Source organism: uncultured Bacteroides sp. (assembly GCF_937912035.1).
In the GTDB taxonomy this organism is placed as follows: Bacteria; Bacteroidota; Bacteroidia; order Bacteroidales; family Bacteroidaceae; genus Phocaeicola.
Genome location: NZ_CALDPF010000010.1, coordinates 24116 through 46653 on the forward strand (window position 1 = coordinate 24116; position 22538 = coordinate 46653).

Genomic DNA, 22538 nt, shown 5'->3' on the forward strand with positions numbered 1-22538 from the left:
TTCAGAAAAAAAATCAACACCTATAATCTGTTTTTTCGTAATAAGGCAAAATGATTCTCCAAGTACATAGCGTGCAATATTAAATATTACATTTAAAGGAAATGGCATAAACTTTTTCTTGCTATGCAAAAAGAATGCATAGATGATATATTACTTTGCAATCAGAAAGAACGAAGTTTAATATATATAAATTAGTTTCAGCGTATGAAAGAGTTAAAATGTCCACAATGCGGTAGTGTATTTTCAGTTGATGAAGCAGATTATGCTTCAATAGTAAGTCAGGTCAAAACTCAGGAATTTGATGCCGAGATAAAAGCACGTCTTGCCGAAATTCAAAAACAGAGTGAAGTAAAGCAAGAAGCTGAATCGCTTAAGCTTACCCGTAATTTTCAGGATAGACTAAATGCTAAAGATGTAGAGCTTTCACAAAAGGATAATGAAATTATAAAACTCAAAGCACAGTTGGATAGTTTTAATCAAACTAAACAACTGGAAATTAATGCAGAACGCTTAAAGGCTAACGAAGAGATTACAAAATTAAAATCTGTTATTGAGCAGAATGAGAATAATGTTCGTGTTGCCATACTGGAAGAACAGAACAAAGCGAAGGACATTATTCAAGAAAAGGAAAACACACTTATTGAACTTCGTAGTCAGATTGATGTAACACAGAAGGAGGCGACAATCCGCGAAAAAAACATCAAGGAGGATTATGAACGTCAGCTTAAGCAAAAGCAGGAACTAGTGGACTATTATAAAGATCTCAAAGCTAAGCTGTCCACAAAGATGATCGGAGAGTCATTGGAGGTTCATTGTAGTAATGAGTTTAACCGTGTTCGTACAACTATGTTTCCCAATGCATATTTCGATAAGGACAACGATTCCAGTAAAGGAAGTAAAGGAGATTTTATTTTCCGTGATTATGCTGATGACCTAGAGTACATATCAATAATGTTCGAGATGAAGAACGAAATGGATGAAACGGCAACAAAGCATAAGAATGAAGATTTTCTTGCCAAATTGGATAAGGACAGGCGTGATAAAGGTTGTGAATATGCGGTTCTTGTATCATTATTGGAACCTGATAATGATTTTTATAATGAGGGAATTGTTGATGTGTCCTACCGCTATCCTAAAATGTTTGTGGTTCGTCCCCAGTTCTTCATGCCTTTGATTTCATTACTCACACAAGCCTCAAGAAAGAGCGTTGAATATCAGCGTGAACTCATTATGACAAGACAGCAGAGTATTGATATTACCAACTTTGAGAATAAATTGAATGATTTCAGAAATAAATTTGAGAATCACTACCAGCGAGCAAGCGATAAGTTTAACAAGGCTATTGAGGAAATCGACAAGACAATCAAGTCTCTTCAAAAGATGAAAGAGGATTTGTTAAGTTCAGGAAATTATCTAAGGTTGGCGAATAATGATGCGGAAGACTTGTCTATCAAAAAACTTACACGAGGTAATCCTACTATGAAACAGAAGTTTGAAGAAGCAAGAACGATAGTTAATATATCTGGCAATGAAAACAATTGACCAGTGTCACTTGGTCATGGTATCATATTGGCACAAGTATAAAACTGCTAATCTCCAAGTATTAATTTAATTGGTATATAAATTTTAATTATCAGGTATGAGTAATACATATATTCCCAAAAGTGTACAGCATGAAGTATGGTGGAAAGCTGCTGGACGATGCGAATTTAAAGGGTGTAATAAACCCTTATATAAACATGGCGTTACATTGGACGAATGTAAGATTTCTGAGTTGGCACACATTATCGGCGATTCAGAAAATGGTCCTCGTGGAGATAAAAAATTGTCGAAAGTATTAGCAAAGGATCCTAAGAATATTATGCTGATGTGTCCTGAATGCCACAAGTATATTGACAATGAAGGAAAAGAGAAGTATACAGCTGAAATGCTTTTTGATATGAAGAAAAGACATGAAGACCGAATTGCTAGACTGACTGCATTAGGTGAGGATTTACAAGCTCATGCAGTTACATATGGTTCAAAAATTGGGAACCATCAGCCTGACTTTTCCTTTCCTCAAATCCAAGATGCTTTGTTGCCAGACTTTTATCCTGTGAATGATATGCCCATAGATTTAGGCGGTAATTGGCCTACTGCAAAAGAATGGGATGAATTTTGGAGAAGAGAAGTTGAAAATCTTGAATATAACTGCAAAGATAAGATATTAGACAAAATAGACAGATGGGAATATAAACGTATTGCTCTCTTTGGTTTTGCTCCTATGCCTTTACTAGTTAAACTTGGAACAATGTTAAATAACAAACACGAAGTTGTTGTTTATCAGAAACAACGATCTGGCGGTTGGAAATGGTTACAAGAGAAAATACATACAGATTATATTATCAATAGACCTGAAAATCCTCGGTTAAAACCTGTATTGGTTTTATCATTAAGTTTTCCTATCGCAGAAAGGATAAAGAAACATAATCCTAATGCAAGTATCTGGGAAATGACTATTGATACGCCTAATCCTGAATTTTTAAAGTCAAAACAGCAACTTTATGATTTTGGCCGCCAAATTGAGTTACTTTTGGATGACATTACTAAGGCTTCCAACGATCAACCCTTAGACCTTTACCTTTCTGTGCCAGTTGCTTGTGCTATTGAGTTTGGTAGAGTCTGGATGCAGAAAGCAAATAGTCCATTGAGGATATATGATTTGGACAAACAAGTAGATAATATTGATAAATTAGCAGTAACAATAGAAAATAAAAAATAATGATAGAAACGTTATCTTTTGAGAAGAAAAGGGAACTTAACAATTTGTTCCTTAGTGTGGCAGAGAATCTTGATATTACTGAGACTCAGTTTAATAATCTAACAAGAAGTTATAATGCCGTAGGAAAGTACTTAGAGGATGATCCAAATTTTAAGGATTATCATCCGGTAGTTACACCACAAGGCTCTTTAAGATTAGGAACTATTATCCAGCCTATCACTGAGGATGGAGATCTTGATGTGGACTTGGTGTATCGTTTGATTGAGAAACATCCAAGCTGGACGCAGAAACATATCAAACAAATGGTGGGACAGCGCTTGAAAACTCATGGCGTTTACTGCGATATGCTCGATAAAAAGGAAGGTCGCCGATGTTGGACCCTACTATATCGTCAAGACTCTGACAATGCAAAGAAACGCTACCATATGGATATTTTGCCTTGTGTAGCTGATTCCAAGTTCAATTCTAATATGGAATTATATAGAAGCAAATCTTTCTCATCAATCAAACTGGATAATATTGCCATACGAATTACAGACAATAAAGCCCCAAACTATGACAATAGCACTTTTATATTTGATTGGCTGAAAAGTAACCCTGATGGCTATGCAATGTGGTTTGCAGACCGCTGTAAATATTATACAGAAAAAAGAGAAAATATTACTGATACCATTATGCCAATTGGTAAGTATATCAAGAACAAATCTGTTTTGCAGAGAATTGTACAGATTCTCAAAAGGCATCGTGATATAATGTTCAAAAATGACGAAGATAAACCAATTTCTATTATCATTACTACTTTAGCAGCAAGGGCGTACAAAGGTGAAGATTCACTTCTAGAAGGTCTTATGAATGTTATATCCGCAATGGAAAACTATATAACAAAAGACCAGTCAGGTAATTACGTTATCAGTAATCCAACCAATTCTGAGGAGAATTTTGCAGATAAGTGGCCTACACACCCAAAAAGAAAAGAAAATTTCTTTAGATGGTTGAAACAGGTTAAATCCGACGTGAATAGTATCATTAGTGCAACGGGAATAGAATTGAGAGAAAATGTGGGACGTTCATTTGGTGATGCCTTCTCCAAAAACTTGTTTAATTTACTAACTGAACAGCATAAGGTTTCTGCGATTAATGGGGAAATTAAAATTGCTGCGACTGGAGCTTTGGGCAGTATAGGTAAAACATTAAACGCCAAAAACACTTTCTATGGTAAGAAATAGACGTATCACAGCTATCCAACAGGTAGCAGCATTGAAAAGCCAATATGATTCTAATAATTCACGATTGAGCATAAGACCTCATGGATTCACATGGCTTTTCAATGTAACGCCTACAACCCTAAGTGATACATATACATTAAAAATAGTATACGATGAGCCGTTTTACCCTCAAGTATATGTAGTATCCCCTAAGCCTTTGCCACTAGCAGAAGGAGCGGAAAAACTTCCTCACACATATGATACAAAAAAGCAGCTCTTATGTTTATTCAATCCACGTCTTGGTGAATGGAATAGTAAAATGATTATTGCTAATACAATTATTCACTGGGCAATAGAGTGGCTGTATTATTATGAAAATTGGGTATATACTGGTAAGTGGATTGGAGGTGGACATGGCAACTGGGATGCAGATTTTATTAGTAACATAAAGGAACAAAAAGTAAAATGAAAAAATACGGAATTTAAAGTAATCATCCGTATTTTTCATTTCACTTAACAATATTATAAAGTATAAACTCTCTTTAAATTTGGTTAAAAGATTTAAGTATATAATATTATAGGTCTTCGATTGAACAATATGTAAAACAACAAGTTTAATCTTAAATGATTAAAACAGTGGAACTTCAAATGACCTGATTACACATTGCGCTTCCTTATCCATAATGAACCAGTATTCAGAACGGTATGGTTGTCCGTCTGAATCAGTGGCTTCATACTCAATCTTCACTTTCCAACCGTTGAACGGCTTGCGTTCCTGTCTGCTTTCATCACCTATAGGCTTCAGTTCACCGGAAACCATCAGAGAGCGGAGTGCCGTCATGGCATCCATCTGACGTTTCATCTGCCCTGACATCCCGTGACATTCTGAATCCGGATTATCAAAATCCGTATCCTCCATAAACCTGCGGCTGATTTTCATCATGGCCACAGAAAGAGCCATCTTCTCCTTCATGGTAACATACTCACGGCCAAATACAGAATCCGGTTTGCTGATGCCCACAATCTTTACGGATTCTGGGTTGTCCACTGAAGCCATCAGTGCCTTTTTGGCCATATCCTGTGCCTTATTCCCGCTGTTGCCGGAACAGCCGGTTCCCATTCCGAGCAGAACTGCCACTGCAGGCAGTATCAGAAGTTTCTTTCCCTGTTTCATATCTTTACGATTTGAAGTTTGTCCGGAGCCAGACCGAGGCGTTTGCGGTAAATGGAACCGTCTTCCCGGTACATCTCCAGTTCGGATAAAGTAATGTTCTTCTCACAAAGCTCCTTCGCCTCTTCCAGTGTCAGCTGATGGCCTCCTATATTCCTCCATATGGCGAATGAACACGGTGCTTCCTGATTGCTGTAGTTGGAGCAATTGAAAGCCCTTGTTCCCACACGTACCTCGCCGCCGCAGTGCGGACACCTGCCGATAACAGACTGCATATTGACTGCACCGTCATCAGCAAGTTCTAGCACCGTCGGGAAAGTCTTTCCTTCCTTGGTGGAAAAGCCGTCCAGAAGGATACGGCGTTTCTCCAGAAACTCGGCAACCTCCTCGTCATTCATTTTCCGGTTGCCAATGATGGCATTGATGTTGAGCACACAAGAAGGATGCTCACCTGTGTTGTTTTCGCAGCGATAGCCCTTACATGTCTTCACCACGTTGCCGCCGCAGAACGGGCAGCATCCTATAATCTTCTTTTCTGAATCCATATTCCTGATAAGTTACATTGTTTGAATTAATTGAATGAGAATCCCCGGTTCCAGTCCGCAACGATTCCACCTATTATGTTCTTGCCGGACATCACGCTTGCCCAACCTTCCGGGTCAAGAGAGAACCAGAGGTCGTTCCATGAGAGTGTGCGTACCTGCCATGCCAGGATAAAGAGGTCGGTATTAACAGTCTCCAGTCTGGTCAGTACCTCGTTTGCAATGTAGTACCGCTCGGAAGAACTGAGCAGGTTTACCTTGTGCTTCTCCTTGCCTCCGTCAGAACCGCCTGTATCATAGCTTCCGGAAGTCACCAGCTGCTTCATGAACGGATAAAGCGCAGCCATCTGGGTTGCGGCATCAGCCAGCTCGTCCGAGACGATTGCAGCAATGGCCGTTCCCTTCAGGTTACTGCCGACTGATTTGAGCAGCAGGCTGCAGTTCTGAGGTATCTCCGTGGCCACCAGTTCCCCGGCACGCTTAATCTGATAGAGATTCTGCATGGCACCCTGTGCATTGGAAAGATATTCCAGCATCTTGTCCTCCACACTGTGTACCCTGTCGAGTGCAACCGTTACGGCAGTCTCGGCAGCGATAATTTTCTCGTGTGCCTTCTGGCGTTTGTCATAGATATTCTTCAGTGTGGATGTCTGTGCAAAGACAGCACCCGTCAGTGTAGGGTCTGTCTGTTGTGCAAAAGTGTCCGCACCTTTCAGCAGAAAAACTGCAAGGGCAGCCGCTACCGTTATTCTTATCTTGATTCTGTCCATATCATTCAAATTTTACGTCCTTTATTCCTTTGTTCGCTCAGATTCTGTTCACGTTCCTCTTTGTGTGGTGAAATCACCGGCTCCATCGGCCTGTTCAGCAGACAATCGTTCCAGTCCTTGAAAGCCTTCGGAGGAAGCCATTGTCCCATACGGTACCGGATGTTCAGCTGCCTGGCAACCTGGGCCAGTAGGGGACGCTCCATGTCAGGCTCGAATACCTTTCCCTTCGCTTCAATCCGGATGCCGCCGTCAGTCCTGCTTATCTTCATCTGAATACCTTCCTGCAGAGCCATCATGCGCAGTCCGTATATCCTCCCGGCCAGGTCATTGTCAAAACAGTCGAAGGCACGTGCATTGGGAAAGCGTTCCATGACTCCGGTTATCTGCCTGTCAGAGAATGTGCCGCCCAGTGAAACCAGAGCCGCACTGTCCCCAATCTGTATCCGGTTCATCTGGTAGAAGGCCATGGCATCAAATGCAGATTCACAGAAAAACACGCTTCTTACATTGTCAGGACTGATACCCGAAGGAACAGCCACCCATGCCGAAGATGATGAATCCGTACCGGCAGCTTTCGACTTGTAACCGCCATGTCCTCTGATTTCATACCCCCTGACTTCATTTCCCTTTCCGTCAGTATATGGGAATCCGATATTGTAACCTTCAAACTTTCCGTTGTTCCTGTCCCTTATAAGGGAAATAAAAGGCGAAAGAGCAGTTACGGTTGCTTTGGACAGTCCGCGCCAGAAGAACAGTCCCGGTATTTTTTCGGTATCAACCGGCTTCACCACATATCTGGAAGCGTCAAACACGCCGCATGATTTTCCTGCCGATTTTACATACTCCCTGTCCTCCCTGTATTCAGGTTCAGGCATGTTGGCAAAACGTGCCATGACCTTGGCTATCTTCTGCCACTCATCCTTTCCTGATACCGTAAAGGAAGAAAGATTCTCACGGATGAGTGTCACTACATCCCCCTTGGAACCGTCACGCCGGAAGAAGGTCTGTGCCGCCTTGTCGTTGGGATGGCTGACAATCAGCGTATCCCTCCTGTTACCGCCTTCACCAAGTACCAGCTCGATGTAGCGTCCGACACCGGCCTTCCTGTCCAGATGGTATCCCAGGGCATATGCAATGTCATCAATCCCCACACGGGATTTCATTTCCCTGAAATTAACCTTGTAGTCACTCATGCTTTCCGATTTAAGATGTTATACAGAATTTCATATACCAAGTCCTGTACCGGCATTCCGGTTCCGGCCCATCATGGTAATCTCGGGTTCGTATGTCTTCCGTGCCGTCATGTTCAGGAAAGCCTCTTTATCTTTCCAGTCCGTAAGCTGGAAGAATGTCCTGGCCGTTTCCTTGGAAACCTTCTTCAGTCCCAGCTCCACACCATCGTATGACGCACGGATGGCATAGTCTCCGGAACGGGTCTTGACAATAGCCGCATTCTTGAAAGATTTCTCTTCGTCAGCACTCATTGAAGTCAGCGGATCATTCTTTGCCAGATAAGGCTGCTCACCGAGAGCCAGACGCTGTTTGTCCACATGGTCAAGAATCAGGTCCGAAGCCTTGTTCACGTCAGCCATGACCGATACTATAAACTTGGGTTCCTGTTTCAGTACACCAATCCACGAGCCCAGATAGGCAGCCGAGTTATCCGTTATCCTGGAATCAAATCCCATGGAATGACTGATCATGGCACCCGTAAGTTCCGCCACCAGCTCCTCCTTGGCGTATTTCGGGTCACCGAACCTGCCGCCCATCTCCCTGTTCAGACGCTCCGGTGTCATGGTGGAGTGAGTCATTTCATGTAGCATGGTGGAATAATATTCCATTCCACCACGGTAGGTTTCTTCCGGAGAATCACCGATATTGAACTGCGCCTTCATGGGCAGCACCACAATATCTTTTGAGGGAGAATAATAGGCACCGTTCTCACGTTTGTCGGCACGTATTGGGCATAGCCACTGCTGCGTCTCTACCATGCGGTCGAGTGCGGCATGGGTGTACATACCTTCCGTATCCCGAAGTTCCGGAACCTTGAACCTGTCCATGAGCTTCTGCATCCTCTCCGGCTGTACTTCTGCCAGATTGGTCTGCGCCACATTGTACACCGGGAATGACTTGATGAAAGGAATGACATCCATATCCTTCTTCTCTTCCTTGCTCATTGCACGGTATTCCTCCGTGCTTATCCTCTTGCCGTGACTGTCCTTTATCATCATATCCCAGTATACCACTGGGAAGGCCTTTTCACCCTTCAGGACATGAGCCTTCAGGTTATGCGCCTGCTTGAAGGTCAGATATACAGGAAGCTGGTAGTTCATGGCTGCAGTATGCATCTGAAGGAAGAAGGAATTGGAACCTGAATAGTTGCGGCCACCCACATTCTGCGGCAGTCCGGCATACCCCGATGCACCGCCAATCCATCCCTGTTTCCATCCGGTATCCTTCATCTGCTGCATACGCTCAATCATCATTGCAGCGAAGCGGTCTATGGCCGCCTGTCCGCTGTTTCCCTGAGAGTCAGTTCCAGATGCCATAACTGTCGTCATCCATTACCTGACAGTCCATCTGCTCGATGTCCGTCTGTTCCACATAGAACTCAGCAGATTCATCCGAAGGGTCCGTACCGTGTGAACAACACCACTCCAGATAATCATCTGCATTCTCACTGTCCATAACAAAACGGAGGAAACCGATTTTGCCCTCCAGCAGAAGCTCCACAAGCTCCTCATGATTCATTTTAGCTGACATATAACTTATATTTTAGTTTTCTGATTATGTTACATTTTCATAGAAGTAGTTTTCTCCACCTTTGCGGTGTTGGCGGCAAGCATACCTGTTATTTCCGTATTCAGATATTTGGCCGCAATCTGTTCCCTTGTGGCCGTCTTGGTCTTGAAAAGAGAATAGCCGTCATCGAAGGAGATTTCATGCCGGGAAGTCTGTCCCTTTTCTCCGAGGTCAACCGACACCTTCCATTTGTTGTCATTCCCGTCCTTGGCCACACGCACACCCTTGGGGTCAACACCTTCTGGAAGCTGATACTTCTCGTATGCAGACTTCAGATGCAGACGTTCCCCGAAGTTCTTCTCAATAAGCTGGTTTGGAGTGGCCACCCTGTCAAAGTAGGCATTAAGGTCCTGGCGTGAAGCCACGGCAGACATGTTCGTATCCCCAACCTGAACATAGAACTTGTATTTTCCAAAGTCAGGACGCTGCTCATCTTTCTCCTTATAGACATTGAACTTGTTTACGGTTATAGAACCGTCCGGTCCTGCAATTTCCATTGGCATACGAAAGGCTTCCTCAGATACCTTCGGCATCAGCTTTGTCGGATAGTAGCGTTCCATCAGCTGTGGCACCGTCATTTCCTTGTTCTGATAGGCCGCAAGGTCTGCTGCATCCATCTTCTGCGGCTTGAGTTGCTGTCCGTCAATCTTTGCGGTAAAATACCAGTCGGCAGGATTAGTGGTACTCTGGTAGACATGACCATGAGTCACCTTTTCACCGTTGGCAGTCACCATCTGCGGCTCACGGGGCTTTTGTTCCTGGGCTGTCTCCGTTTTCTGTTCGCTCTTCTTTTCGGTCTTTACCTCATTATCCGTCCCGGTCTCAGCTTTGGTTTCGGCTTTGGCCTTCGACTTCTTTTCCCTTGCAGGTTTTACATCAACAGTGTTTTCCACTATTCTGTCAGGGGCTTCCTGCACACCCTGTTCATTTTTCTTCTTTCCCATATCTGTATTGTTTTGAATGGTTCTGTCATTATCCTCAGCCTTGTCCTGTCCGGCCTTCTTCTTCAAAGGACTGTCCAGTGCATCACAGATTGCAACCCTTATTCCGGAACGTATCAGTCTGGGCAGATAAACGTCAAGTGCTGATTGAGGGAATGATGCAACCTTTACAGGTCTCTTGTAGTCAGGCAGCATCCTGTCTGTAATCTCGATGGCAAGCACTGCGGCAGCCTTTACGGCATCCTGCTTATAGAGTTCATAGAAACTGTTCCGTCTGAACAGCAGCATGGCATCCGGATGCTTCTTTTTCAGTTCGTTGAACTGCCGTATGATACCGTTATCATTATCTGAATCTGTCTTTTTGGCCATAGGAATCAGTATTAGAGTTTAAGGCTGTTTGCTTTTGTTTCCTTCCGGGATGGAGAGAGTGAAATGGCACGCTCAATGGACTGTCTGTCCACCACCTTCTGATATTCCCAACGGTTCTTGTCAGTCATGACAAGGCCAAGGTATTCAGGATGAATCTCGTCATAGCGGAGCTTCTGCTGCCTTTCCCATTCCTTCATGTCACCCTTGATAAGCCTGAATCCCTGCTGCTCCTTCAGGTCAATGCCGATTGAAACCTTCTCACCGCCCACATTCAGTTCAACCGGTTTTCCCTCCCGTACCTGCTGCTTCTGCTGCATACCCAGTTCAATGTCGTTCACCTTCTCCATGTCCTTCAGACGCTGCTCCAGCTTGATATCTGTAACACGTCTGTGAATGACGGATTTTGTTTCCGGATCAAGCTGTAGATACTGCTGAGTCTTTTCACCGTTTACGTTGACCGCCTTCTGTATTACCTCACCTCTGGCCAGACGTTCAGCCTCCTGCTGAGTGAGATTGAGAACCTTGTTACGTTGCCTATCCAGTTCGGCACGTACCGGATAGGCAATCAGAGCCGGAGCACCGTTTTTGTCTGTAGTCATCTGAAGCTTCATCGGCATGGTGATGATACTTCCGTTCCTTGCGTTGATGGATACCTGCATGATGGGAGTCACTTCACCTGCCTTCAGCTTTTCCTTCACTTCCATGGGTAAGCTGTCCGCCTTTTCACGATCGATACCCAGTATTGCCAGTTTTTCGTATGGCATCAAATCGGACTGATTTCTGTTGTACATTTCCATATTACTGTAATTAAGCTGTTATATTTGCGGTTCTAACCGCCTGAATGCCACAAATGTATTTACGGCAATCCCCTGAAAAAGAAATGCGCAACACTATTCTGATTTCACTGATGTTAATGCTGCTGCCGATAAGCGTATCGGCACAGTTCTATACGATAACCAGAGATTCGGGAATTTTGCCAACAGAAAGACGAAAAGAGGCCTATAAGCATGTAGGAAAGGATGTTACAGAAGGGGAAAAGAATAAGATAATAGTAAATGATACCCCGACAGTTAGACCTGACAATCAGAATAAATCAGAAGATAACAGCCGGAATAGTGACAGAAAAGCATCCCTGAAAACAGAACAACAGCAAAAGAAAACAGATGATATTACTAAATCAGAAAACAATCTTCCTGAACTTACCATCCCTAACCTTTATAAAGAAATCATAAGAAACAGAATCTTATACCCCAAAATCGTATTGGCTCAGGCTATACTGGAGACCGGATGGTTCCGTTCTTCAGTATGTCGGAATAAACACAATCTTTTTGGACTTACCAATCCACGTACAGGGAAATACTATGAATTCAATCATTGGACGGAAAGTGTCAGAGCTTATTACACTAAAGTGCAATATAAGTACAAAGGTGGAAACTATTTGCTTTGGCTTGATGAGATTGGGTATGCGGAAGATCCAAGGTATGTTTATGAAATTATTAAGATATTGAAAAGTTCCTTTAATTAGTATATAATTATGAGCATGTTTAGAAATTGACTAAGACTTCAAGTTCAAATACTCAAATATGAGTGGAGGCTTAATTGAAATATCATACAAAGAGTCGATTAACCTTCAAAAGTAATTCTTTATATTTACATGCTATATCAATAAAAAGTTATGGATAGCTATCTCAGTTGAATTTAAGTTTAGAAAAACAAAAATTCTAATAAGAGAAAGTTTACAAAAAGAAGAGCAAGTCAAATTGTTCCATCTTTTCAGTATTAATCATTATGAGATTCAGAGAAATATTATAACTATTGAAATATGAATAACCTCATTTATAATACCCAATACTTGTTTCAGCATTTTTTAAAGGAACGAAATTGTGAGTACTTCAATATTCCAGAATATCAACGTGGTTATAAATGGACTTCCAATAACGTAATGCAGCTTTTAGATGACTTGTATAACTTTAGCAAGAAAAGAAACAATGAAGAATTTTACTGCTTGCAAAACATAACTCTTACAAAAGAGAGCGTTGAAGGGAAAACATATATGAATGTCATTGATGGCCAGCAACGACTAACGACATTGTTTATAATCCTTTCCTTCATGCAACGCAATCTTGCAGATAAGATAATACCGGTTGATTCGAATATATTCAAATACTCCGTCAGAGATTCAACCAATAAGTTCTTAAAAGAGAAAATTCAGACCGGCTATTTGTGGATGAGTGACATTGAACCTAATGATGCAGAAAGCAAAGACCAGTTCTATATCATGGAAGTAGCAAAGAGTGTAAAAGAATGGTTTGATAATCATCCCAATGAACTGTACCCTGATATAATTCTTAACCATATCAAACTTATAGTCAACGAAGTGAAATCCGGTGAAGAAGAAACGGTCTTTGCAAGTTTAAATGGAGGTAAAGTAGACCTTGATGGTGCTGATTTGGTAAGAGCAATTCTGATAACAAGAGCAGCCAGGCAAAAATATCCGACCATTATATCGCAAAAGACCATCAACCAGTTTACTAATGACGATATAGATTTTAATATTAATATCAAAGTATCATCTAATGGTAAAATACATGAATATCGTGTAAAACTCGGTGTAGAGATAGATAAAATGAACCTCTGGTGGTCACAAAAAGATGTGAGAGCATATTTTGAGCAGCTTTTACCTAATAGAATTGAACGTAACCGTTCATTCAATTATAGTGATTACCCTATAGACTTGCTTTATTATGCCTTTTTCGAAGCATTTAAGTCAACATTATTCAATGAACAAGAGAAAAATAGAGACTTAAATTTAAAACATTTTGAAAACGGAATAGATTTTAACAGTCGCCCAGAAGATGATCATCTTGAATTATATAAAGAATTGCAGGAACTTCATTTGACGCTTGTAGACTGGTACAATGACTCTGAAATTTATAATCTTGTTGGGTACCTTATGTACAATTTCAAGAGTGATATCATCACCTTTGAGTTACTGTACAAAATATGGAAAGATGCTAGGGGAAAAGCTGATTTCAAAGAAAAAATCAAACGTCTGATACGATATCAGTTGGCCTCTCTTTATGGAGAAATGGAAAGAGGTGAAATCAATCTTCTCAGCATACTAAATGGTGATATAAATGAAGCATTGGAAGAAAATTTGAGAAATCTTCGAAAAGATATTCTCAATACTTCAACTATGAACTGGTATAATAGTGATATTACCCTTAAACTTTTACCCTTACTTGATATTCTGCCACATACAATACAGAAGGGAAAGAAAACAAATAAAGTAATAAAGCCTTTGAAACAGCAATATTTTAAAAGAACGCCTTCAGAAGATAAAGAACATGTACGCTCACAAACAAGACAACTTGATGAAGAATCTATGACTCAAGAAGACGTAGAGCTTTTAATTGAAGAAAACAGAAGGGGATTGAATTCTATCGGAAATATTGTACTATTGCATGAAAGCATAAATAAAAGCTACAAAAACAAAAAACTAATAATGAAGATGGTCAGAATATACAGCGAACACTTAATGGACGATGTTAATGCTTATATACGGCCACATACATTGGATGTATTTATGTCAAAAATGAGAAATATCAATGAGAACGGGATTGATGAGGATGAGATATTTTGGTCAGATGAAGATATTAAACGAACAGCAATCAGCATAGACTCAAGCCTTGCTGATTATCTTTCATTCCCTGAACTTACGGATAATAAAAAATTGGAGGAAAACTGTCATGACAATGGATAAATTAAATATAAAAGAACTATTGGAAGGATTCAACTTTGTTGTCCCTGAAATTCAACGTGAGTATGTTTGGGGAGCAGTCAAGAACAAACGTGTATTAATTCAATTTTTAAAAGATCTTGATCAGAAACTTTCACAGGGAGATGCTAATATAGGTTTTTTATATTCCTACAAGTCAGGGGCAGAACATTATCTTATAGATGGACAGCAACGTTATACCACTATTCTGTTGCTTTGTTATTATCTTGCTGTAGATGAGGGAAAGGATAATCTGGCACATTTTATTGACATGTTAAAACTCAATCAGAATATTCAGGCATTCTCCTACCGTGTACGCTCTTATACAGAGTCATTTCTTCAAAATCTTTTTAAATCTGGAATAAAAAATGCAGATGCAGTAACTGACCAGACGTGGTATAAAAGAGATTATAAAGACGATACCACTATAACGTCTATGATAGGAGCATTATCTGTATTTGAGGCAGAACTAAAGAATTGCTGTAACATACAACTTGAAAGAATACTTAATCACGTAACTTTCTGGTACTTTGATGTGGATATGACATCTCAGGGAGAGGAGCTTTATATTACAATGAATAGTCGTGGAGAAAAACTGACAGATTCCGAACAAATTAAGCCCCGTTTATTGAAAGTTTCTGCAAAAAAAGAGTTCTATGGAAAGAAATGGGATGATTGGGAAGAGTTTTTTTATAAAAAACAGCTTAGGGGTAAAAGGAATATAGATTCAATTGATACAGCGATGAATAATATGATAAGAATCGTTCTTGAATTGAAAACCTTACACGAGCATAGTCGTATCAATCCCGTTGAAGATGCTGGACTGATTACCATTGAAGACATTGCAAAATACATGAATGCTATAATTGAGTTGTATAAAATAAACGATGGAAATTACATACTTGAAATTGCAAGACTGTATGGAGATAGCAAAGAAGATGGTGACTTCTATGTCTTAAAAGCCTTACTTACAGAAAGGCTGAAAGATAAGAAAGATTTGTATGAGTATGAACGTGTTTACCAGACTGTTAAGAATCATGTCAGAAGGAATAAATTAAAAAATTTACCATTTCTAACGTTTTTAAAAGAGTATAAAGAATCTTCTAAGGAGTGGTATGATTACATTCTTACAGAAAAAGAATCTTCCAGCAATATATTTAATGGACATGAACTGGAAAAAATAAATATTTGCAACAGTTTAGGATACTCAGCCGAAAAAGCAATATGGGAATTGCAGTCACATCCATTCTGGAATGGTGAAATCAAGCAAATGATTAACTGGTCTAAGTTAGGAGAAAGTTTTTCACTTGAGAATTTTAAAATCAATAGCCGATGTTTCAATCTCTTATTTGACCAGAAGCAAGATGTAGGGTGGACAAGTGATTCCGTGCGTCAAGCATTGATTACATATCTTCCTAAATATCCATTGGATGATTGCTTTTTTGGCTTTACGTCGTCCCAATGGAAGGAAATAATGTATAATAATTCAGATAGATTTCAACAATTTCTACAACTGTTTATTGATATGACTAAGCAAGAACGTAATGCAAAGTTGGATGAAATAAAAAGTAGTTATGATGAAAAACCTGAAAATAAATGGGCTGAATTTGTACAACACGATTATTTATTAGGATACTGTAACACCAAACGTATTCAGTACCGTAATGAATATGGTATAGAATGTGTGCAAAATTGTTATAAGCAGCCTGTATCTGTAAAAAATATGCATCTTTATCATTATTTGAAAAGTCATTTAAATGAAAATAAAACTCTTTCAAATGGTTGGATATGTTGGATGGATAAAAGTGGATGGAAATCTGTAATCAAAATTTACAATGATAATTATCCATTTAGATTTCATATTCAGTACAGAAAGGATCATAATGAACAATATAAGATTAAACTCATATGGAATGGTGATTCTTTATCGGAAGAAGAAAGAAATCTAGTTGAAACTGTCGGCTTTATTCGAGAGGAAGAAAGATATGTTTTCTATGTGTCGTTAGATATGAGTAATTCATTGAACGTTATTCGTCAAATTGTAATAGCATATGATGTCTTTTTAGCAAATAGATAAAAAGAATAGATGTATAGGATAGAAAGCATAGAATCCATATTTGGCTATGCTTCCCTGTACAAATCCTCTTGTTCCGTCATATAGATAAATAATCATGCAGGCCATTACAACACCAATAACCCCATATTGCATCATGAAAGCAAATGTGCAAAAAAATTGCATACCTCTACTATATGGGAAAGAGTGTCCATATACATTAAAAAGATAAAATATAACAATAACAAGAATCCCTCTCCACTCATAATCCACTCCAAGCCAGAAAGCGAGTCCGGCCATGCCAAGCGTCCAAAGGAATCCCAGTACCAGACTACGTTGCAAAAGATTTTCAAGAACCATAAGCGTGGCCACACCCAAAGCCAGTGTAAACATCACATTATGTGTCCCGTCAGCACCATTCAGCAGATACCAGGGTATTTCACTGATTACGGCAAAGCCCAGCAGAGTAAAGAAATACCTGTACCTGCTTCTTGTATGAATAAACCCTTCCGCTATCAGGAAGGCAAACACAGGAAAAGCGATGCGCCCGATACAGCGCATCGTTTCGTATAATACGGTACCGTGCTCCATCAGATAGAGAGCAATATGGTCTATCACCATGGAAATCATGGCAATGACTTTCAAGGCACTGCCGCTAAGTCCGAATGCCGGTTTTAAGGTCATATTCATAAATTACATATTTAACTGATACCGAGAAGTTCCTTTACCATATCCTCCACTTCCTGGTTCACACGCTTGAAGTTACGGTTGAGCAGGATTTCCTTCTCTTTGTCGTTCTTGAACTCATATATTTTTGGAAGAGAAACATAGTGCTTTTCCTCGTCCTTAATCTTCTTCATATCAAAGTGTGTCTTGCAGAAATACTTGGTGGTCTTGAACTCTTCCGACTGCTCGATGTCAAAATGGTCAAGCATACTGTCATCGGTAGCAGTAAAGTCACGTGCCGCCTGTCCGGCCAGCCAGCCTGTTGCCATATCCGCAATCTTGGCTGCAGGAACCAGAAAGTCCATCTTCTCAGAGATTGTGGTTGATACCTTGTGGTCATTGATGGAAACGGAGCGTGAAGTCTGCTTTGCCTTTCCGAACACATCATTCTGTGCCCACTCCAGCGTCTCCTTGTTACGTGCCGCACCCATGAAGATATTACCGCAGGTGGTGATAATCTTCTGCATACCGACCTTGCCGTAGTCAGCCTCCAGCTGAGGAAGCTCCTGGAAACCTAAAGTCACGGCTACCTTGTTGGAACGTGCCGTACCGATAAGACGGTCTATCTTGTGAAAGTACAGTGTCGGAAGCTCGTCCACGATAATGCTTACCGGGATGTTACCCTTTGAGTTCACCCTTGTAATCAGACGATTCAGAACCAGGGCATTGAGCGATCCGATAACCTGTTCCTTTTCCGGGTCATTGGCAATTACCAGATAGCTCGGATTGGCCTTGTCAGAAATCTTCAGGTCAAAATCATCCCCGGTGAATACCCAGTAGGCTTCCGGAGACACAAGGCGTGCGGCGTTCACACGAAGCGTACCGACCATACCTTCCAGCTGGTCATTCGCCTTGTTTTCATAAGCACTCTTAAAAGGAGCCATCAGCGAAGCAATCCTGTCATCCTGCATCAGGATATTGAATACCTGGTCGTATGGCCTTCCCAAGAATGAAAGCACATGCGGCATATCCGAGAACTCGCCGGTTACAGTGTCCGGCTCCACCTCATTGCCATGCTCGTCCTCATACCAGCACCTATGAATCAGTATCTTCCTGCCTGTCCTGTCCTTATAGCTGTATCCGTTCAGGTCAACAAACATACGGTCCTCGTCAGTCGATACGTCATTGCCGTTCTCATCCACGAAATCAAGCACCACGTTACCGTCCTTGTCGATGGCATTGAAGTCATCCCAGTTGCGTATGACAATCTCCAGCTTCATTCCCTCCAGTGATATGAAACGCTTCAGTTTCCTGCCGTTCCTGAATCCGACCGGATGGAAGTTTACAAAGAAATAGATGATGGCTGCCAGGAAGTTTTCCGCAGAGTTGGTGAAGAAGGCTTCCGATCCGCCCTTCTTCTCTCCACCTCCCTTGTTGAGCGAGGCCAAAAGAGTAGCCGCCGTTTCAGAAGCGGCAGCCAAATCCGGGATATATTTCCGCTGAATCGGATTGATACGGTTGGAGTATTCCACATCGGTAAAATTTACTATACGGAATCCGCAGTTCTGAGGCAGTTTACCGGCTTTCCTGTTCTTGCAGTACTGATAGAAAAGCGTCTGTGCAAGTGTCGGAAACTTGAAGTCATATACCATCATGGCAAATCCCTTTGCTGAGTGCTGCCTGATGAACGGGTCAATGATACCGAAAGACTTACCCGACCCCGGCGTACCCAGTACAATCGTACCACGGAACGGATTGATGATATTGATCCATCCTCTGTGCATCTTCTTTTTCCAGTAGTATATCATCGGAATGTTTACCGAGTAATCGTTGCTGACCAGCGTTTCCGACTGCTGGAACGATTCGTTCTCAAAATTGAAACGGTCCTCACCAACCTTGTAGTTGTAATATTTGGCAATACTGTCCAGTCCCTGATGTACCAGCATGGTACCCACCACCGAACAGACCGCATACAGAAGACGGTTGGCCGGAAATCCCAGCCAGCTGAATCCGAAACTCATGTCATGGAATACAAAACAAAGCCCCACAAGCGTCAGACCGGCAAGCACGGGATAGATAACCATTGTCCTTACATTGAATTTCAGGGACTTTTCAGCCTTTGTGCCGATACAGACAATACAGATGCATATCAGTTCGGCCACCTTGCATCCCGATACGGAATTGAATACCCTGAACCGTGCTAGCAGGTCGAGTACGAACTGAGTAACCCTGTTGTCAGCCGTAACAGGCAGGTTCATGATGATTTCAATAATAAGAAAGATATAGATGCAGCTCCTGAAGTAGTTGTACATCTGCTGCTGTTCCCTTGTTTCCTCAAATGCCATACGCCGTAAAATTTATATTGTCAGAGAGGAATCTTTATACCCAACAACAGACCGTTGCGGAAGGTATCCCCATGCAGGAAGTTCACATTGTTCTTTTGTATGACAGAGAACTCCAGTCCGCTGCGGAACACATAGCTGTATTCAAATCCGGCCTCCAGCCCGAAGAAGAACTTCTTCTGTACCGCACCGAACTGAGGCCCAAGACGAAGGCGCATCATGCCGTTCTTGTACCGTGCCAGACGGTGTTTGTAAACCATACCGCCATCCCAGAAATATCCTTTCCAGAAATTGTGACATACCGGTTTCTGCCAGTGATTCCCGACCTCACCATATACTTCGACCGCATTTCCGTATGAAAGCGGATACTCATAACCCAAAGTAGCATTCAGCGTACTTGGAAAAAGGAATCCGGCATTGACGGAAACCTTTCCGGTCTGTGCCGATGCACCGATGAATGCAACCGAGCACAACAGAATGAACAGAATCTTCTTCATGGTCTATCTTTTTATGGAATGATCAATATAATGGTAGGGGTAATAGTCGGCACCGTCCAGAATATCCGAGTCGAAGCCGTCTGCATTGAGAATATCCTCATACTCGATGGTGAGTACCACCACACGTCCGCTTATCTGGTTCTCGGAAATCTCCAGACGGAGCACCTTCTCTTCAGGGAAAGTCAGTTTCGGAATCACAAGTACATTTCTGTAGTCCTTTTTGAACTTACGGGTGTTGTTCATGGAGAATACTGGAGTAAGCTCTATGGTCTGTGAATTGGTTGCCTTTGTTTCCTTTTTGTCAGTAAGTTTTACCCTGATTTCTTCAATGTCGTATGCAATTCTGGTCCTGTTCTTCAGCGTATAGTCCAGAAAGAAATAGTCACCAATGGAATAGATATTGTTGATGTATGCCCTGATTCCGTTTTTATTGGATACAATCTGGTTGAACTTTCTTCTGCTTCCATAGACAACCCAGGCATATCGTGCAATCTCAGCCATCGGCATGGAAACCTCCGGATTGATATAGGACTGTGTCTCATTGTAAGATACATTGTAGATGGTAGAAGCATATTTGGGTGATTCGGTATAGAGGATGTCATACTGGGCGATATGACGCTCACCGATAATGGTTAGTGTACCCAGCAGTTCGTTTTCCTTGTAACATTCAGATAATATGGAATCATTCTCCAGATAAGGCTTGATGCGGACGATATTGTCCGTACACTGATTGCCTATAATTTTAGTAGTGGAAATATCCACCATTTTGATGTTTTCGGGCATGACAATGTGCGTGGTCACTTCCCGGTTGATGTATATCTTCTCGTTGGCCGACATATGTACGGCTATGCCTGTGATAAAGCATATTATCAGAATAATTCTAGTTTTCATATTCTACTATTATATTTTGATGACATTAAGATTTATATTGAAAAACTGCACTTATCTTGCATCCTCCGAGTTTATCAGATAAACGATGGTATTGTATTTGATTTTTGCCTTGTTCTTTCTGATATTGGAAGATATGGCAGAAGTTGCAGAGTTATACATGTTCTGCAGTGACTGGAGGGCAATGGCCTCCGTGGAAATACCTGTACCGTAACCGTCACTGGATTCAAAACTGATATTCTGCTGTACCGTATTGGAACCTGCATCCTTCATAAAATCACGGAATGCCGATTCAGGCACATAGAAACCTTCCATACCGTCATTGTCAAATACAGAAAGCTTGACCTTGATGAACCTATCACCGATAAGTATACTTGTTATGGATGCCCTGACACGCTGCTGTCCGAAACCTGTTACCGTTCCATAGAGGTAAGTTCCCTTTTTCAGCTTTGTACCGCTTACCGTCACATCATCCAGAAGCTTGAACCGCAGACGTGTACCTTCATGCGCCTTTGTAGTCTGGTCAATCATGGCACGTATCAGTTTGTTTTCGGCAAATTCATCCGGAGCAGTAACCGTATTGAACCTGTCGGCATTAGTGTCATCGGACTTGATTACCAGACTCGGACGGTTACGTTCCCTTTCCTCCTGACGTACTCTGGATATGGAATCAGCCCTGTGCTTTCTTTCCGCTTCCTCTGCTTCCGGGTCTTTGATACCCAGTCCGCTTTCAATGGCCTTCTGCCGTTCATAGCTCCTTCGCTGAATCTCTGCAAGGTCACGTGCAAACTCGTCCTGTGAGGAATATCCCATACCGCCGGAAGCCGTTTCACTGTTTCCCGAAGGACCGTTCCCGTAGGCGTATGCATTGATATGCTTTCTTGATTCCGCAAGGGAACGCTCCAGTTCTTCAAGCTCCCTCTGCTGCCGCTGTCTTTCAGCTTCAGCTGCATCCAGTCGGTTCAGCTCCTCCTCGCTGTAGCCGTGTTCCAGTTCCTCCTTCTTCTGTTTTTCTTCTCCGATACCGCTTACGGCTGTGAAGGCATCCTCGTCACCGAAACGTCTGGACATCTCATACATCTTGTCTCCGGCTTCCTCGGCATTAGCCTCCGGAAGTTCCATGTTGATACGGTCTGTAGCTACCGTTCCGGCAGTCTCCTCACTGCCTGAGAAGGTCTGCATCACAAAGTATACCAGTGCGCACAGCGGAACGAATATGACCAGCGGAAAGATATACTTGGGCTGTTTGAAATTAATCTTAATCATGGGTTATCATTGTTTTTAATGGATTTGACTATATTTTCCAGCTGCCGGTATTTGAGGATGATCCGCAAGGAATCCTCACGGCTCTTTACAGGTATGGCAATCATGGAGTCCAGTTCATGACGCAGTAACTGTCCCTTCACCGTCATGTCCGTCAATACACTGCGGTGAATGTCCTTGTTTGCCTGGATGGTACGGAATCCCTGAAACACCGGTTCCATTACGGCTATCGAACTGACATCCGGCTCACTCTGTTTCCCGTTACCGGAATCTATGGCAACGGTACTGACAAGTAGCAGAAGCAGTGTTCCTGCTACACCTGCGAATGTAGCTTTCGGATGCTTTGCCGCCCATCTGTTTGCCAGTCTTATCCTTGCGGCCAGACGGTATCTTGTTCCGATGACACCCAGTTTGGGCTGCAACCACGACCTGACAAGCAGATGCGTTTTCAGACGGCTTTCCTGTATCTTTCTTCTGAATGATTTCATAA

At 41.9% G+C, this 22538-nt stretch carries 21 protein-coding genes; 7 read left to right on the plus strand and 14 right to left on the minus strand.

The features are described from left to right. Window positions 1–204: 204 nt before the first annotated feature. The 4 genes from Q0486_RS01575 to Q0486_RS01590 all read left to right on the plus strand — a co-directional run bounded on the left by Q0486_RS01575 (window position 205) and on the right by Q0486_RS01590 (window position 4435). Window positions 205–1542 carry a DUF2130 domain-containing protein gene (locus tag Q0486_RS01575; protein ID WP_299229790.1) on the plus strand — a complete coding sequence of 446 codons (1338 nt, stop codon included), beginning with the start codon at window positions 205–207 and terminating at the stop codon, window positions 1540–1542. A 97-nt stretch (window positions 1543–1639) separates the two neighbouring features. After that, the gene (locus Q0486_RS01580; RefSeq protein WP_299229793.1) at window positions 1640–2761 is read left to right on the plus strand and encodes an SAVED domain-containing protein; all 1122 of its coding nucleotides are present in this window, start codon (window positions 1640–1642) and stop codon (window positions 2759–2761) included. Next, window positions 2761–3987 (plus strand): nucleotidyltransferase, encoded by a 1227-nt coding sequence (locus Q0486_RS01585; protein WP_299229796.1) that lies wholly within the window; start codon window positions 2761–2763, stop codon window positions 3985–3987. Before Q0486_RS01580 ends, Q0486_RS01585 begins: the two co-directional genes overlap by 1 nt. Continuing rightward, entirely contained in the window at window positions 3974–4435 is a 462-nt protein-coding gene (locus Q0486_RS01590) for a hypothetical protein (RefSeq protein WP_299229799.1), read from the plus strand. The genes Q0486_RS01585 and Q0486_RS01590 overlap by 14 nt, the downstream gene beginning before the upstream one ends. A 159-nt stretch (window positions 4436–4594) precedes the next feature. On the opposite strand, the gene Q0486_RS01595 is transcribed toward Q0486_RS01590, so the two are convergent. Genes Q0486_RS01595 through Q0486_RS01630 form a run of 8 tightly spaced genes read right to left on the minus strand, consistent with a single transcriptional unit; the run spans window position 4595 to window position 11358 of the window. Further along, the gene (locus Q0486_RS01595) at window positions 4595–5140 is read right to left on the minus strand and encodes a hypothetical protein (RefSeq protein WP_299229802.1); all 546 of its coding nucleotides are present in this window, start codon (window positions 5138–5140) and stop codon (window positions 4595–4597) included. Then, complete coding sequence (locus tag Q0486_RS01600; RefSeq protein ID WP_299229805.1) at window positions 5137–5682, minus strand: topoisomerase C-terminal repeat-containing protein; 546 nt, start codon at window positions 5680–5682, stop codon at window positions 5137–5139. Before Q0486_RS01600 ends, Q0486_RS01595 begins: the two co-directional genes overlap by 4 nt. A 26-nt stretch (window positions 5683–5708) precedes the next feature. Continuing rightward, a complete protein-coding gene (locus Q0486_RS01605; protein ID WP_299229808.1) occupies window positions 5709–6449 on the minus strand; it encodes a hypothetical protein in 741 nt (246 codons plus the stop codon). A 5-nt stretch (window positions 6450–6454) separates the two neighbouring features. Then, window positions 6455–7642 (minus strand): toprim domain-containing protein, encoded by a 1188-nt coding sequence (locus Q0486_RS01610; RefSeq protein WP_299229811.1) that lies wholly within the window; start codon window positions 7640–7642, stop codon window positions 6455–6457. A gap of 30 nt (window positions 7643–7672) precedes the next feature. Next, a complete protein-coding gene (locus Q0486_RS01615) occupies window positions 7673–8998 on the minus strand; it encodes an ArdC-like ssDNA-binding domain-containing protein (protein WP_299229814.1) in 1326 nt (441 codons plus the stop codon). Further along, window positions 8982–9212 (minus strand): hypothetical protein, encoded by a 231-nt coding sequence (locus Q0486_RS01620; protein ID WP_299229817.1) that lies wholly within the window; start codon window positions 9210–9212, stop codon window positions 8982–8984. The genes Q0486_RS01615 and Q0486_RS01620 overlap by 17 nt, the downstream gene beginning before the upstream one ends. A gap of 29 nt (window positions 9213–9241) precedes the next feature. After that, window positions 9242–10561 (minus strand): DNA mismatch repair protein MutS, encoded by a 1320-nt coding sequence (locus Q0486_RS01625; protein WP_299229819.1) that lies wholly within the window; start codon window positions 10559–10561, stop codon window positions 9242–9244. 11 nt (window positions 10562–10572) lie between these two features. Next, on the minus strand, window positions 10573–11358 hold the full coding sequence (locus Q0486_RS01630) for a DUF4099 domain-containing protein (RefSeq protein ID WP_299229822.1): 786 nt from the start codon (window positions 11356–11358) through the stop codon (window positions 10573–10575). Between the two features lie 83 nt (window positions 11359–11441). Here Q0486_RS01630 and Q0486_RS01635 point away from each other — a divergent pair, with 83 nt between their 5' ends. The 3 genes from Q0486_RS01635 (at window position 11442) to Q0486_RS01645 (ending at window position 16416) form a co-directional block, all read left to right on the plus strand. Then, the gene (locus Q0486_RS01635; RefSeq protein ID WP_299229825.1) at window positions 11442–12086 is read left to right on the plus strand and encodes a glucosaminidase domain-containing protein; all 645 of its coding nucleotides are present in this window, start codon (window positions 11442–11444) and stop codon (window positions 12084–12086) included. Between the two features lie 297 nt (window positions 12087–12383). Further along, on the plus strand, window positions 12384–14324 hold the full coding sequence (locus Q0486_RS01640; protein ID WP_299229828.1) for a DUF262 domain-containing protein: 1941 nt from the start codon (window positions 12384–12386) through the stop codon (window positions 14322–14324). After that, entirely contained in the window at window positions 14317–16416 is a 2100-nt protein-coding gene (locus Q0486_RS01645; protein ID WP_299229831.1) for a DUF262 domain-containing protein, read from the plus strand. The genes Q0486_RS01640 and Q0486_RS01645 overlap by 8 nt, the downstream gene beginning before the upstream one ends. Here the strand turns inward: Q0486_RS01645 and Q0486_RS01650 are convergent. Genes Q0486_RS01650 through Q0486_RS01675 form a run of 6 tightly spaced genes read right to left on the minus strand, consistent with a single transcriptional unit; the run spans window position 16402 to window position 22536 of the window. After that, complete coding sequence (locus Q0486_RS01650; protein WP_299229834.1) at window positions 16402–17082, minus strand: TraX family protein; 681 nt, start codon at window positions 17080–17082, stop codon at window positions 16402–16404. The genes Q0486_RS01645 and Q0486_RS01650 overlap by 15 nt on opposite strands. 11 nt (window positions 17083–17093) lie before the next feature. Then, window positions 17094–19403: a type IV secretory system conjugative DNA transfer family protein gene (locus Q0486_RS01655; protein ID WP_299229837.1), complete on the minus strand. Its 2310-nt coding sequence runs from the start codon at window positions 19401–19403 to the stop codon at window positions 17094–17096. 20 nt (window positions 19404–19423) lie between these two features. Further along, window positions 19424–19897, minus strand: coding sequence for a hypothetical protein (locus Q0486_RS01660; RefSeq protein ID WP_299229840.1), 474 nt, complete (start codon window positions 19895–19897; stop codon window positions 19424–19426). 3 nt (window positions 19898–19900) lie between these two features. Continuing rightward, window positions 19901–20788 (minus strand): conjugative transposon protein TraN, encoded by an 888-nt coding sequence (traN, locus tag Q0486_RS01665; RefSeq protein ID WP_299229842.1) that lies wholly within the window; start codon window positions 20786–20788, stop codon window positions 19901–19903. A 51-nt stretch (window positions 20789–20839) separates the two neighbouring features. Beyond that, window positions 20840–22051, minus strand: a complete 1212-nt coding sequence (locus Q0486_RS01670) for a conjugative transposon protein TraM (RefSeq protein WP_299229844.1) — start codon at window positions 22049–22051, stop codon at window positions 20840–20842. Further along, window positions 22048–22536 carry a hypothetical protein gene (locus Q0486_RS01675; protein WP_299229846.1) on the minus strand — a complete coding sequence of 163 codons (489 nt, stop codon included), beginning with the start codon at window positions 22534–22536 and terminating at the stop codon, window positions 22048–22050. The genes Q0486_RS01670 and Q0486_RS01675 overlap by 4 nt, the downstream gene beginning before the upstream one ends. Window positions 22537–22538: the final 2 nt, after the last annotated feature.

What these genes read in the sequence shown, in the direction of transcription:
- Q0486_RS01600 (WP_299229805.1), bottom strand. Translation starts at nt 5,682, where the DNA reads ATGGATTCAGAAAAGAAGATTATAGGATGCTGCCCGTTCTGCGGCGGC.
- Q0486_RS01630 (WP_299229822.1), bottom strand. Translation starts at nt 11,358, where the DNA reads ATGGAAATGTACAACAGAAATCAGTCCGATTTGATGCCATACGAAAAA.
- Q0486_RS01590 (WP_299229799.1), top strand. Translation starts at nt 3,974, where the DNA reads ATGGTAAGAAATAGACGTATCACAGCTATCCAACAGGTAGCAGCATTG.
- Q0486_RS01575 (WP_299229790.1), top strand. Translation starts at nt 205, where the DNA reads ATGAAAGAGTTAAAATGTCCACAATGCGGTAGTGTATTTTCAGTTGAT.
- Q0486_RS01585 (WP_299229796.1), top strand. Translation starts at nt 2,761, where the DNA reads ATGATAGAAACGTTATCTTTTGAGAAGAAAAGGGAACTTAACAATTTG.
- traN (WP_299229842.1), bottom strand. Translation starts at nt 20,788, where the DNA reads ATGAAAACTAGAATTATTCTGATAATATGCTTTATCACAGGCATAGCC.
- Q0486_RS01610 (WP_299229811.1), bottom strand. Translation starts at nt 7,642, where the DNA reads ATGAGTGACTACAAGGTTAATTTCAGGGAAATGAAATCCCGTGTGGGG.
- Q0486_RS01580 (WP_299229793.1), top strand. Translation starts at nt 1,640, where the DNA reads ATGAGTAATACATATATTCCCAAAAGTGTACAGCATGAAGTATGGTGG.
- Q0486_RS01645 (WP_299229831.1), top strand. Translation starts at nt 14,317, where the DNA reads ATGGATAAATTAAATATAAAAGAACTATTGGAAGGATTCAACTTTGTT.
- Q0486_RS01605 (WP_299229808.1), bottom strand. Translation starts at nt 6,449, where the DNA reads ATGGACAGAATCAAGATAAGAATAACGGTAGCGGCTGCCCTTGCAGTT.
- Q0486_RS01625 (WP_299229819.1), bottom strand. Translation starts at nt 10,561, where the DNA reads ATGGCCAAAAAGACAGATTCAGATAATGATAACGGTATCATACGGCAG.
- Q0486_RS01615 (WP_299229814.1), bottom strand. Translation starts at nt 8,998, where the DNA reads ATGGCATCTGGAACTGACTCTCAGGGAAACAGCGGACAGGCGGCCATA.
- Q0486_RS01660 (WP_299229840.1), bottom strand. Translation starts at nt 19,897, where the DNA reads ATGAAGAAGATTCTGTTCATTCTGTTGTGCTCGGTTGCATTCATCGGT.
- Q0486_RS01655 (WP_299229837.1), bottom strand. Translation starts at nt 19,403, where the DNA reads ATGGCATTTGAGGAAACAAGGGAACAGCAGCAGATGTACAACTACTTC.
- Q0486_RS01595 (WP_299229802.1), bottom strand. Translation starts at nt 5,140, where the DNA reads ATGAAACAGGGAAAGAAACTTCTGATACTGCCTGCAGTGGCAGTTCTG.
- Q0486_RS01675 (WP_299229846.1), bottom strand. Translation starts at nt 22,536, where the DNA reads ATGAAATCATTCAGAAGAAAGATACAGGAAAGCCGTCTGAAAACGCAT.
- Q0486_RS01650 (WP_299229834.1), bottom strand. Translation starts at nt 17,082, where the DNA reads ATGAATATGACCTTAAAACCGGCATTCGGACTTAGCGGCAGTGCCTTG.
- Q0486_RS01670 (WP_299229844.1), bottom strand. Translation starts at nt 22,051, where the DNA reads ATGATTAAGATTAATTTCAAACAGCCCAAGTATATCTTTCCGCTGGTC.
- Q0486_RS01620 (WP_299229817.1), bottom strand. Translation starts at nt 9,212, where the DNA reads ATGTCAGCTAAAATGAATCATGAGGAGCTTGTGGAGCTTCTGCTGGAG.
- Q0486_RS01635 (WP_299229825.1), top strand. Translation starts at nt 11,442, where the DNA reads ATGCGCAACACTATTCTGATTTCACTGATGTTAATGCTGCTGCCGATA.
- Q0486_RS01640 (WP_299229828.1), top strand. Translation starts at nt 12,384, where the DNA reads ATGAATAACCTCATTTATAATACCCAATACTTGTTTCAGCATTTTTTA.